Genomic DNA, 13,126 nt, shown 5'->3' with positions numbered 1-13,126 from the left:
CAGTCTCCGTCCGGAGGACTGGATATGAGCGATCCGTACTGGCTGACGGACGAGCAGATGGCATAGTTTCATCCGTTCTGTCCAAAGAGGCATAGGCAGGCCGCTGTCCTCGGCTCGAAGTTCAAGGCAGTCAACAACCGCGACCACAACGTCATTAAGGCCAAGCTCGAGCGGCGCCGCGAGCAGATTGAGGAGAGCGCCTCACTCTATCCTGCCCAGATCGACACGGGAGACCGTCAGGAGCCGACGCCGGAACTCGCCGCCTGGGTCGCTCGGTTGAACGAGAAGATCGCCCGCCTCGGCCAGGAGATGGTGCGCCTCGCCGGATTGGAGGCGCAGATGGCGGCAACACTCGGTCAGCAGGTCTCTGTGACCGATCCGGATGCCCGCTCGATGGCAACCAGTGGACGCGGTTCGGGCATGGTTAGGCGCCAACGTCCACGTGGCGGTCGACACCGAGCACCATCTGATCGTGGCACAGGAAGTCACCAACGCAGGGTTGGGCCAAGCGCAACTCAACGGCATGGCGCAGAAGGCCAAACAGGCGCTTCAGGTCAATTGGCTCGATCCCGTGGCCGACCGCGGTTACTACTCCGGCGAGCAGATCCCGGCCTGCGAGCGCGCCGGCATCGCCGTCACGCTGCCACGCCCGATGACGTCCGGCGCCAAGACGGCGGGACGCTTCGACAAGGAAGACTGTCTGTTCCGCCCCGGCAAGAACGCCTACCACTGCCCGGCGGGCGAGACGCTTCCTTGCCGATACACGACGCTCGAGAACGGCATGAGGCTCAGCCGCTACTGGACGAACGCCTGTCAGGCCTGCCCGCTAAAGACGGATCGCACGACGGGCAGGGAGCGGCGCGTCACGCGCTGGGAGCACGAGCACCTCCTGGAAAGCGTTCAGCGCCGGCTCGATGCCGATCCGCAGGCCATACGAGTGCGGCGCGAAACGGTCGAGCATCCATTCGGCACGCTGAAGGAGCGGATCGGCGCCACCCACTTCCTAACCCGAACGCTGCCGCGTGTGTCGGCCGAGATGGTGCTCCAGGTTCCGGCCTACAATCTGACGCGCGTTCTCAACATCATGGGAAGCAAGGGGCTTCTTGCCGCAATCGCAGGCTGAGACGGCGGCTACGGCCTCTCAAGCCACACGATCACGGAAACCGACTGGATTTTTCTACCCTGCGATGATCGAAAAACGCAGCCGCAAGGCGCCTTCTCTAGAGGTTCAGCCAGTCCCTCAGTCCCAAAACACCGAACAACAACCAGCCACGACATTTTGACACAGCCTGGACCCGTATCAGCCGTTGATTGGAAGAACTCAACTTTCTGAAAGCGAACAGCCCCTTTGCACCATCTCAGCGTGGTTCCTCGACAAGCCCGGCAAGTGGTGCGACTACTTCGTAGGCGAAGCCTGCGAGTCGGAAGCTGAACTTGGCGCGGTCACTGATTTCCGCTTCCAATAGGCTTTCCACGACACGCGAGCCGAAGCCGCGACGCTTCGGCGTGACGACAGGCGGGCCGCCCATCTCGCTCCAATGAAATCGCAGACACGGCTCACCGCCCTGCGGCTCTAATGTTCAACTCAGCGCGATCGAGCCGTTTAGCACGGACAGGGCGCCGTACTTTGACGCGGCTAGAAGGCGCGAAACTATGTCGCCGACCAATCTGGCAACCCATACGTGACACCGGAGGTCGGGCTACCACGATCCCAGCCCCGGACCATCCCCGCTCCCGCCATCACGGTTAGCCGACGCGTGCGAAGCCGCCTTGAAGAAACCGTGTCGGAAAGGCGCCGGGCAGACGTCAGGACCAGTTCATCGTGACTGGCGCCAACACGGTCGTGCGCAGTCCGGGCCGGTTGTCGTGGTTCTCCAGTGTTCCGCCGATCTGGCCGACCACCGCGTTCAGCATCCGCGAGCCGAAGCCCGTACCCTTCACGCTGGTTCCCTTGCCCGGTCCGCGGTCGGCGACGATCAGGCGGAAGCGGTCGTGGTGCTGCTCCAGTGCGATGGCCAGCGGTCCGGCCTTGCCCTCGTAGGCGTACTTGCTGGCGTTGATCACGAGCTCGGTCACGATCAGCCCGACCGGAACGGCCCGGTCGGCCGAGATCAGGACCGGCACGAGGTCGAAATGGATGTGCTCGCGCCAGCCGTCCGCGAGCGAGGACGCCAGTTCCTCGACCAGTTCCTCGAGATAGCGGGCAAGGTCCACCACCTCGACGCTGGCGCCGTTGTAGAGCCGGCGATGCACGAGCGAGACCGCGCCGATGCGGCGCTGCGCTTCCGCCAGATGCGCCACCGCTTCGCTGCCCGACGCTTCCAGCGCCTGCATGCGCAGGAAGGTCATCACCAGTTGGAGGCTGTTCTGGACCCGGTGATTGACCTCCTTCAGAAGGAAGTCCTTCTGCCCGATCAGCGCCTCGTTCTCGCGGATGGTGACGGCCAATTCCTCGTTCAGCGTACGAAGGCGCTGCGTGCCGCGCTCCTCGCGCAGGAGACGCACGAGGCGTCCGGCGGATTCGATTTCGGCCAGCGACCACGGCCTCGAGCGTCCGCGCACGGTCTCGCTCCAATCCTCGAAGGACGAGCGCGGGGTGAGGATGGCATTCGGATCCGCCGCGACGTCCTTGTGCGGGTTCCCGGCCCAGTTGACGACCTCGAGCTTCTCAGCTCGAAACCACAGAAGGATCGTTGGAACCTCGGTCGACATGACGACGGAAAGGAGCCCGCTTGCCGCCTCGCGGTAGCGCCCCGCCTCCAGCAGTTGTTCCGATAGGCGGTCGGTGGCGGCGGGCGTATGGGACACGGTGCGGCGCGCATGGGAGCCGAGTTCGTGGATCGCGGAAGCGTCCGGGCAACGCCCATAAGTGAACAGGTCGCCACCCTGGATCGCGGCAAAACCGTCCGCAGACAGCATCGTACACAGATCCCGGCCCGCCTCCCGAAAGAACTCGGCGAGCGTCGTGTCGCGTCCGAGTTTGGCGCAGGCCGCGTCCTCGCTCGAGCGCAGCCGGATACGCTCGCGGTAGAGAACCGCCTCGTCCTTGGCGCGGATCTGCCGCGACAGGCCGCTGGCCAGCGTCCGGCACGCGATGCGCACGGCCTGCGACAGGCGCCGCGGCGTCCGGTTGTGACAGGCGATCAGGCCCCACAGGACGCCGTCCTGGACGATCGAGACCGAAGCGGAGGCTGCGACCTCCATGTTGCGCAGGTACTGGAGATGGATCGGCGATACGCTGCGCAGCGCGGCATCGCTGAGGTCGAGGGGGTGGAGCGATGCGTCTTGCGTGCGAAGCGGCGCCGGCTCGTAGCCGACATCCGGAATGACCCGGATGCGGTTGCGCATGTAGAGCTCGCGCGCCTGACGGGGAATGTCGCCTGCCGGGAAGTGGTGGTTCATGAACGAGCCGACGCCGTCCGCATCCGCTTCGCCCACCACGACGCCGGCCTCGTCCTCCAGAAAGCGGTAGACCATCACGCGGTCGTAGCCGGTCAGCTCGTGGAACACCTCGGCCGCCTCGCGGTAGAGATCGCCGAGACCGATCGCCCGTTCGAAGCGCTGGCTTGCGGTTTCCATCATCGCCAGCATGGCGAGCGGCCGTTCGCCGGCCGCCTCTGTGGGCTCAAGTTCCACCAGGATACGGTCACCCGACCGATGCGCCGAAACGTCGAAGGTCTCGCGCTGTCCGATCACGGGCTCAAGCGCCACGACGTCTCGCGCCGCCAAGGCGGCCGGATCGAACGGCTGGCCGATCAGGTCCGCCAAGGGCACGTCGACCCAACTTGGCACGAGCCGATCCTCGACATCGCCTGCGACCGCTTCCACCAGCCCGGTTCGCGCATCGGCCACGAGCAGCAACCCATGTGGCTGGATGGCGCCGGGAATATGGATCGGCTCGCGATCGCAGAGTGTGAGGTCGAGAGCAGAGGAGGTTTGATGGAGCACGAAGCCTCCGGTCGTAAGGTAAACGAAGCGCTCCGTCGGTATAGGGGACACGGTGGGAATTGAGCAATGGCGGGGGTCGACGCAAGGCAGCCCATTCAGCGCGGCCATATGTCTTTGGCCAAACAGGGCGGAGCCACAGGACCGTACCGAGCTCAGGCCAGTATCGATCCTTCCAAGACGTTCGCTACGGCCCTTTATTTCTCCGAAAGCGGACCTGTTCGTCCCCGATCAGTCAGCGTTTCCCGAGTTGCGCCAGTTGAGCGGCCAGTGCCTTCGGAACCGCCGGCATGCGGTCTGCAAGCTGGAGGGCTAGGTTCCGCATGGCCTGCATCGAGCCGGATCGCAGGCTGGCCGCTCGCGTCATCCGATCGGTCAGGGAGATGACGCTCTTGGCGATCTCCGCCCGTCGAGCGGCCCACCGTTCCACATCGCCGCGGTTCCCGCCTCGCATGGCGCTGACGAGAGGCCATGCGAGCGAAACGGCGTCCTGAATCCCAAGGTTCATGCCCTGCCCGCCGGCGGGACTGTGAACATGGGCCGCGTCGCCGCATAGGATCACACGATCCTGGACGACGCGAGCCGCACGACGATGCGCCACATGAAACCGCGAACTCCAGATCACGCCGTCGATCCGGGCATCATGCGTGGGACCGCGACCCGTCAGAAGTTTCTGCATGAAGGCGACGTCGGGCTTGCTGGGGGCTTTATTAACGGTCGCCACCATTCGGAAGCGATCGTTTGGCAGGGGCGCGATCACCAGGAGCCCGTCGTCGGACAGAAACAGGCTCACTTCGGTGCGTGGCAGCGGCCAGGTCATATGAACGTCGGCGAGCACAAACACCTGCTCGTAGCCGGCTCCCTCGAATGCGATCCCGGTAGTGTCCCGCACCGTGCTGTGCGCGCCGTCGCAAGCGATCAGCCAATCCGCCGTGATCGTCTGGATGCTCTCGCTGGTTTGGACCGTAACCTCCATGCCATCACGGGTTCGACGGGACGATGTGACGTTCGCGTCGCCCGTAATAACACCGCCTTGCATGGCGAGGCGCTCGCGCAGAATGGCCTCGGTGCGATCTTGCGGGCACATCAGCGCAAACGGATAGCGCGTCGGAAGGTGGGAGAAGTCCACCGTCATCAGCGCTCGGTCATGGTCACGCATGCGAAACGTGGGGACGCGGATGCCTTCCCTTAAAAGGTCCGGGGTGACGTCCAGCATCTCCAGCGCTTCAAGCGTGCCAGCATGGACCACCCCGGCCCGTGAGGTGTTCGGCCAGTCCACTCGCCGGTCGAGAAGCAGCGGCCTGATACCCTGATGGTGCAGCGCCAGGGCTAGGCTCAGTCCGGTTGGACCCGCCCCAGCGATGACGACGTCGGAATGTCGCGGCAGAGCACCCATTCACTCCTCCCAATGCAAACAGATGTTTGCATATATATCGAAGGGATGTCGTTGATGCAAACAATCGTTTGCATAACTGGAGCGAGCCATGACCAAGAGCCAGCCCCGTTCGCAAGCCACGCGTGAGCGTATCGCCGCCGCCGCAAGGCTCGTCTTCGCTCGGGTGGGCTATGAACGCGCCACCATTCGAGCAATCGCCGACGAAGCCGACATCCACGCTTCGATGGTCATGCGCTACCATGGCTCGAAGGAAGCGCTCTTCGCGACTGCGGTGCCGTTCGATCTCCGCCTCCCCAATCTCGACGAAATCCCGGTGGACCAGCGCGGCGTGACGCTGGTCCGCCATTTCTGGGACCGTTGGGAAAACGGCGGCGAGGAACTGCCGGCCCTGCTGCGAGCCGCCGTTTCGCAGGAAGCCGCGCGCGCGCGAATGACGGCGATCTTCGAGCAGCAGCTCGTGGCGGCGATCAGCCGGACCGGTGATCCCGCAACGGTTCCTGCCCGGGCGGCCCTGATCGCCTCGCAGATGCTGGGGTTGGCGCTGACACGCTACGTTCTCGCCTTCGAACCGGCGCAGAACCTCGATAGAGACTTCGTCGCCAAGCACCTCGGCGCGTCGATCCAGGCCTATCTCGACGCATAGGGTTCATCGCAGCGAACCCATGTTTCACTATCATGGAAACACGAAGCGAACGGCCGCTTTCTGGGCGATGGCACTTGAAAGCGGACAGTCGCCTTCCCACCCCGCCGAGCCGATCAACGTCGCGGAAGCGGACGCTCCGAAGCGGTCCAGCTGCTATCGACCCTTTCAAGCCAAAATCGCTTGGGATCGGCTTGCTAGAAAGCAGTCGTTCAATCAAACAACCTAATAATGGGTTGATTAAGTGGTCCATTCGCTTTCGATCCTTGATCAACATTCGTCACAACGCTCGTTTGAAGAAGCTGTTGGCAGAGGCGACGAAGCAAGACGAAGATGACAAAACTCAAAGCCAGCGAAGGAGAGCGCTCTCGTTTGTCATCAAACCAGAATCATGCTTGTAGCGTCCTACTTGCATATGGCGATGCGAGAAGGCGGCAAGCCCGCTTGCGCGATGGCAATGCAGCCCTTCAACAAACACAACCTGGAATAGGAAGACGGTGCCGGATTTTTCGCCGCTGGTGTAAGATTGCTCTGTCTGTCGCTCCTTCATGAATGGTACCTGTTTATCCGAAGCGACCGTGTCGCAGGGATCTCGACGTCCGTAGGGTGGGACAAGGCATGATTGGTTCTGCAAGCGCGTTCGCAAGTCGGGAAGTCGTCTTTATCGAAACGAACGTCCCGAACTGGCAGGATCTGGCAGCAAACGTTCGTTCAGGCGCTGAAGTTGTCATCCTCGACGCCACGCGGGACGGCCTCGCTCTAATTGCCGACTGGGCGAGGGAGCACACGCAGTACGACGCAATCCATCTCATCTCCCATGGCAGTCGTGGCAGTCTTCAACTCGGCAGCTTCGCGCTTGATGAAGCGGCGCTCGGGCAGAGGGCCGAAGATCTTCTAGTCGTCGGCAGCGCGCTGAAGGCGGGCGGCGACTTGCTCCTGTACGGGTGCGATGTCGCCGCTGGAGATGTGGGTACATCGTTCGTAAAAGCACTCGGTGAAGCGACGGGCGCTGATATTGCCGCGTCGGTTGACACCACCGGCGCAGCGATGTTGGGCGGCAACTGGACGCTGGAATACGCCGAGCCCGACGTGATGCAGCGTTCGATGGAATTCAGCGGTTTCGCATCAACCCTAGACACCGTTACGTTCGTTGAAAACTCCGCTGAAGACTTCGACGGCAACAGCAACAATTTTTTCACTCGCGCCGTCCAAGGCGGGGTTTTCACGTTCCAGGCCGGATCGGCTGTCACCAATGAGCAGGCTTCCTACCTGGACATTCAGACCGACAGCGATCCGCGTTATGCCACAGGCATCGGACCGGGCATTTATGCGTTGTCGAGCCGCGCCTTCGGCAGCGGCACCGATTTTTCGATTTCGGTCGCCCCGGGCTATACCTTCGACCTGACGGGCTTCAGGACGCAAGGTCGGGAAACCACCCTCACCGCCTTCTACGTCAAAGGCGGCGCCACCTCATCGAAGACGTTCACCGTCGGCGCCGACACGGCGGAATCCTTTTCCGGCCTTACCGACTTCGATGACGTGACGGAGGTGGTGCTCACCTCCAACAATTACGCACTCTTCCAGGACTTGGTGATCACCGATGTCCGAGCCTCGGGCAGTTCTTCAGCACCGACGGTTACCGGTGTCTCCTCCAGCACCGCCGACGGCTCCTACAGCGCGGGCAGCGTCGTCTCGATCCAGGTCGCTTTCAGTGAGGCGGTCACCGTCACCGGCACGCCGCAACTCTTCCTGGAGACCGGCGCGGTGGACCGCTACATCAACTACACGGGCGGTAGCGGGACGTCGACCTTGACGTTCAACTACACCGTCCAGGCAGGCGCAAGCAGCGCGGACCTCGACTACCACTCGGTCAGTGCGCTTGGTCTCAACGGCGGAGCCATCAAGAACGCCGCCAATGTCAGCGCTGTCCTCACGTTGCCGACGCCAGGTGCTCCAGGTTCGTTGGGGTTCGGCAAGAACATCGTCCTTGACACTACCGCACCCGCCGCTCCGACCGGTCTCGCATTGGCAGCCGGCAGCGATACGGGCAAGTCCACGACCGACGGCATCACGTCGGACGCCACGCCGACCGTCACCGGTACGGCGGAGGCCAATGCGACTGTGACGTTGCTGGACTTCGACACAAGCACTGCGCTCGGCAACACCACCGCCGACGGCAGCGGCAACTGGTCCATCACCAGCAGCATCCTGGCCGAAGGCACCTACCGTCTGAGCGCCAGGGCACAGGATGCGGCGGGCAACATCAGCCCGACTGCCACAACCCGCAACATCACGGTCGACACCACCGCGCCGGATATCACGCTCGGACCGGTGAAGTTGAACCTCGATAGCGGCCGCGACAGCAATGATTTCGTCACTCGCATCGCCACCGATACCGTCTCCGGCACGCTCAGCACCGCTCCGGCTGCTGGAGATGCTGTGGAGCTGTCCGTCGACGGTGGTGTAAGCTGGCAGAGCACCACGCTGAGCGGGCTCAGTTGGAGCCGCTCCGGCGTCACGCTGCCAGCCAACGGCACGCTGCAGGTGCGGGTGGTGGACCTAGCCGGCAACGTAGCCTCCAACGGCAGCTTCTCGACGCCCGTCGTGGTCGACACTGCCGCCCCGGCTAAATCTGCCGCACCGACGCTATCGACCACAAGCGATACCGGGGCGTCGAACACCGATGGCATCACCAACCTGACCAGCCTGGTCGTCACCGGAAAGGCCGAGGCTAATGCCGCTGTCTATCTCTACGACACCGACGGCACCACAGGTGTTGGGGCCACCCTCGCCGACGCTCTGGGCGACTGGTCGATTACCACTAGTACGCTGACGTCGGGCGCCCATACTCTCACGATCAGAACGGAGGATCTGGCAGGCAACTTGAGCGTGCCATCAGATGGCTTGGCGGTGACGATCGATACCACACCGGCCGCCGTGCCTGCCATTCCCGCACTGGCGGTCGGCAACGACACCGGCACGAGCACCACCGACCGCATCACCAAGATCAACACCCCGACCTTCGCCGGCAGCGGCGTGAGCGAGGCCAACGTCACCATCGAGGTCTACGGCTCCTACACCAACAGCAAAGGCCAGTTGGCCACCGTTCTGGTCGCCACCGGCAAGAGCGATGGCACCGGCAACTGGACGGCCTCGGCAACCACGACGCTCGAAGACGCAACCTACCAAGTTCAGGCGCGCAGCGTCGACCTAGCGGGCAACACAAGCACGCTGTCGGGCTCTCGCCTGGTGCAGATCGACGCCACCGCACCTATCGCGCCCACGATCAGGCTGGCCCCCGGCAGCGACACCGGCATGTCCCCGAGCGACGGCATCACCAATCTGTCTTTGCCCTCATTCACCGGTACGGCGGAGAAAATCACCAACATCCAGCTGTACGCCGCCGACGGCGTCACCGTGCTGGGTTCTACAGTCTCGTCGAACAGCGGGTCGAGCACTTGGTCCATCCTTCCCTCCACGCCGCTGCCCGAAGGCACCCAGACCCTGACGGTCAAGTCCACCGACGCGGCGGGCAACGTGAGCGTGGCCGGCACGATCACCATCACCGTAGACCGCACGGCGCCAGCTGCGCCCGGCGGCATCGCGCTGGCGGCAGGCCAGGACACCGGCGTCTCCGCAACCGATGGCCTCACCTCCATCACGACACCCACCGTCACCGGCACTGCGGACGTCGGTACGACCGTCACGCTTTACGACACCAACGGCACCACGGTCCTTGGCTCGGCTGTCTCCGGCGCAGGCGGTATCTGGTCGATCAAGAGCAGCCCCCTTACTGCGGGCGCGCACAGCCTGACCACTAAGGCAGTCGACATTGCCGGGAACGCGAGCGCGTCCTCCGGCGTCCTGGCGATTACGGTGGATGCCCTTGCGCCGGCCGCTCCGCCGGCCCCCGTACTCGACGCCGCCAGCGATACTGGCACGCTCGGTGACGGCATCACCTCCATCACGACACCGGTCATCAACGGCACGGCGGAGACCTTCGCCGCCGTGACGCTTTACGACAGTGACGAGACGACCGTGCTGGGCACCACCTTCGCCGACCAGAGCGGCAACTGGTCGATTGCCAGCAGCAAGCTGGCAGATGGCGCACACACGCTGACGGTTAAGGCTGTCGATGCCGCGGGCAATACGAGCGGCGCCTCGGCCGGGCTGGCGCTCACCATCGACACCACCGTTCCAGCCGCCACGCCTTCGACGGTGAAATTCTCCGCGGACAGCGGACGCGCCTCCGGGGACCTGGTCACCCGGATCTCTGCGCAGAGTGTCACCGGCACCCTGGACGCGCCGCTCGCGGCAGACGAGCGGGTGCAGGTCTCGTTCGATGGCGGTACCACTTGGCGCGACGCGGTTAGTGCCACAGGCGACACGAACTGGACGCTGGGCGCGACGATCGGCGGCACCGGTGTGCTGCAGGTGCGCGTCGTTGATGCTGCAGGCAACGCCAACGCCACCCTTCTGTCGCGGACCTACACCTACGATGCCACGGCGCCAACACAGCCAGGCGCACCGGTCCTCGCCGAGGCGAGCGACAAGGGCGTCTCCAGTAGCGACGGCATCACATCCGTCGCCCAGCCCGTCTTCAGCGGCAAGGCCGAGGCCGACGCGGCGGTCTTCCTCTACGGCACCGACAGCGCAGGCAAGACGACCATCCTAGGCGGCACCGTTGCCGATGCGTCTGGCGATTGGCACCTAACCAGCGCCCGGATCGCCGACGGCAGCCATTCGTTGATCGTGCGCGCCGAGGATGTGGCGGGCAACGTGAGCATGGCGTCCACCGCCCTGCCGGTCGTGATCGATACAGTCGCGCCGGCAGTTTCCTCGATCTCAATACCGAACACACCGCTGCGGATCGGCGACACCGCGACAGCGACGATCACGACAACGAGCGACGCCGATACTTATACGCTGGGCACAGGCTCGATGATCGCCGGCATGACGCTCGGCAACCTGACGAAGTTGGATGCCACGACCTACACGGCGACCTTCACCGTGGAGGAAGGAACAGACATTGCCGCAAGCGCCGACCTGCCAACGAGTGTCGTTCTTATCGACCGAGCCGGAAACGCAAACACGGCCTATACCACGCCAATCACGCAACCCGGGGATGCCATCGACGCGACGCGTCCAACGTTCACTTCGGCAACAGTGAACGGTGCGACGCTGACGCTGACCTATGGCGAGGCGCTGAGCACGACCAGCGCCGGGTCGAGCGCCTTCACGGTGCTGGCGAACGGCGTGCCCGTCGCCGTCGACGCGGTCTCTGCCTCAGGCACGACCGTGACGCTGACGCTGGCCTCGGCCGTTGCGTCCGGGGCCACCGTGACGGTCGCCTATGCAGATCCGGATCCGTCCAGCGACAACACCTTTGCGATCCAGGACGCGGCGGGCAACGATGCCGCCACCCTGACAGAAACCTCGGTCACCAACACGACCGCCGCCCCGCCCACGCCTGACCCCACGCCGTCCATCACCCCCGGCCCCGATCTGGTGACTGGGACGTCCGGCTCCGAGCGCATCGACGGCTTGGCCGGCAACGACACGATCACCGGCGGCGCGGGTAACGACACCCTGTTTGGCGGGGCGGGCGCCGACCAGATCACCGCCACTCCGGGTCTCGGCCAGGTCGCGTTTCTGTATGGGGGCACCGGACCCGACAACCCGGACGACGGGGCGGATACGATCATCGTGTCGGGCCGGGGCGCCGCCTCCGTCTGGGGTAACGGCGGCGGCGACACGATCCGTTATACAGCCGAAGGGGCAGCCACAGTCTATGCCGGAGCGGGTGCCGATACGGTGAACGTGACCAACAACGCCGCCAACCTCTTAATCGGCGGCGGCGGCCCCGGTGGCGACGTCCTGACAGTCCGGGGCAACGGCGCCAACACGGTCTACGGCGGCGCGTCGAGCGTCGATCCGAACGATGGGGCCGACCGCATCCTGATTGTGGGCAACGGCGCCAACACGCTGTTCGGCAACGGCGGCGGCGACCGGATCGAGATCCAGGGCTCGGGTCCCAACCTCGTTTATGCCGGCCTCGGCGCGGACGAGGTCATCATCACCGGTTCGGGCGCCAACACCGTCTACGGCGGCACGGGCGCGGGCGACGTGATCACCATCCGGGGCGACGGCAACAACGTCGTCTATGGCGGCTCCTTCAACGGCGATGCCGCCGACGGGGCTGACACGATCCGCATCGAGGGCAACGGGGCGAACACCGTCTATGCCAACGGCGGCGACGACGTTGTGGTGCTGAGCGGCACCGGAGCCAACACCGTCTACGGCGGTGTGGGCAACGACACGATCCTCGGCGGCTCAGGCAACGATCGCATCATCGGTGGACCGGGAGCGAACGTGCTCGGTGGCGGGGCGGGTGCGGACCGCTTCGTGGTGGGGGCCGGTGAGGTCGACTTCATCACCGATTTCCAGCTTGCCCAGGGCGATCGGATCGAAACCGGGGGGCAGCTTTACACCGTCACCTCGACCAGCGAAGGCTATGCCGCGATCACGCTCGCCAACGGATCCTTTATCGTCCTCCAGGGCGTGGCGCCGGGCAGCGTCACGGTGGACTACTTCGCTTAACGGACAGCATAGCGGACGGGATGACGCGCACTACTGTCGTTCCGCCCGCTTATCGGCGCTCGCGCCCCAAGCGGAATGGAAGCTTTCCACCCAAGATCAACCTCCGCTTCAAAGCTTCGGGTGCCTAGCCCTTACGATTATCCGAACGACCAACGCGTCAGGTTTCACTCGATCGAGAATGGGGCGGCTACAACCCGGAGCTCTTGCACAAACGGTAGAGAAGACGAACTTTCGGGTGCGCGGCTCCATATTGGGAGCGGAACGTTTCCTTCTTCCGACATGCGGCAATTTGATCTCGGGTCGGCTTTGCCCCAAGCCGCTCTCGCGCCAACCTGCGCGCTTGAATTTCGGCTGCGTCGCCAACTGCGGACATCGCTGGGTTTCCAGCCGGATTGGACGGGCCCAGAACATCCTGGGCCATTGGTCTGCCCCCTGAAAAGTGGTCCTCCCTGAAGTAGGCTTTCGAGCTGATGGAGGACACGAGAATGGGACAGAAGAAGCACAAGCCGGAAGAGATCGTCGCCAAACTTCGGCAGGTGGACGTG

6 protein-coding genes are annotated in these 13,126 nt (G+C 64.2%); 3 read left to right on the top strand and 3 right to left on the bottom strand.

Annotated elements, in window-relative coordinates; translation table 11 throughout:
* Window positions 1-382: 382 nt before the first annotated feature.
* Window positions 383-1,123 carry a transposase gene (locus tag H7A85_RS18760; RefSeq protein WP_280514936.1) on the top strand — a complete coding sequence of 247 codons (741 nt, stop codon included), beginning with the start codon at window positions 383-385 and terminating at the stop codon, window positions 1,121-1,123.
* Window positions 1,124-1,806: 683 nt separating this feature from the next.
* Here the strand turns inward: H7A85_RS18760 and H7A85_RS18755 are convergent.
* Window positions 1,807-3,948: a histidine kinase dimerization/phosphoacceptor domain -containing protein gene (locus tag H7A85_RS18755; RefSeq protein WP_244631282.1), complete on the bottom strand. Its 2,142-nt coding sequence runs from the start codon at window positions 3,946-3,948 to the stop codon at window positions 1,807-1,809.
* 232 nt (window positions 3,949-4,180) lie between these two features.
* Window positions 4,181-5,341, bottom strand: coding sequence for an NAD(P)/FAD-dependent oxidoreductase (locus H7A85_RS18750; protein WP_182422053.1), 1,161 nt, complete (start codon window positions 5,339-5,341; stop codon window positions 4,181-4,183).
* 88 nt (window positions 5,342-5,429) lie between these two features.
* Here H7A85_RS18750 and H7A85_RS18745 point away from each other — a divergent pair, with 88 nt between their 5' ends.
* Window positions 5,430-5,984 carry a TetR family transcriptional regulator gene (locus H7A85_RS18745; protein ID WP_182422052.1) on the top strand — a complete coding sequence of 185 codons (555 nt, stop codon included), beginning with the start codon at window positions 5,430-5,432 and terminating at the stop codon, window positions 5,982-5,984.
* Between the two features lie 340 nt (window positions 5,985-6,324).
* On the opposite strand, the gene H7A85_RS18740 is transcribed toward H7A85_RS18745, so the two are convergent.
* Window positions 6,325-6,531 (bottom strand): hypothetical protein, encoded by a 207-nt coding sequence (locus H7A85_RS18740; protein ID WP_182422051.1) that lies wholly within the window; start codon window positions 6,529-6,531, stop codon window positions 6,325-6,327.
* Window positions 6,532-6,599: 68 nt separating this feature from the next.
* Between H7A85_RS18740 and H7A85_RS18735 the strand changes: the two genes are divergently transcribed.
* Complete coding sequence (locus tag H7A85_RS18735) at window positions 6,600-12,581, top strand: Ig-like domain-containing protein (RefSeq protein WP_182422050.1); 5,982 nt, start codon at window positions 6,600-6,602, stop codon at window positions 12,579-12,581.
* Window positions 12,582-13,126: the final 545 nt, after the last annotated feature.

This window comes from Aureimonas sp. ME7, assembly GCF_903970965.1.
Lineage (GTDB): Bacteria > Pseudomonadota > Alphaproteobacteria > Rhizobiales > Rhizobiaceae > Aureimonas.
This window is presented reverse-complemented; position numbering and strand designations above follow the sequence as displayed.

Bases quoted from the DNA above. Each gene is read 5' to 3' on its own strand.
- H7A85_RS18760 (WP_280514936.1), top strand. From the start codon at position 383: ATGCCCGCTCGATGGCAACCAGTGGACGCGGTTCGGGCATGGTTAGGC.
- H7A85_RS18750 (WP_182422053.1), bottom strand. From the start codon at position 5,341: ATGGGTGCTCTGCCGCGACATTCCGACGTCGTCATCGCTGGGGCGGGT.
- H7A85_RS18745 (WP_182422052.1), top strand. From the start codon at position 5,430: ATGACCAAGAGCCAGCCCCGTTCGCAAGCCACGCGTGAGCGTATCGCC.
- H7A85_RS18740 (WP_182422051.1), bottom strand. From the start codon at position 6,531: ATGAAGGAGCGACAGACAGAGCAATCTTACACCAGCGGCGAAAAATCC.
- H7A85_RS18735 (WP_182422050.1), top strand. From the start codon at position 6,600: ATGATTGGTTCTGCAAGCGCGTTCGCAAGTCGGGAAGTCGTCTTTATC.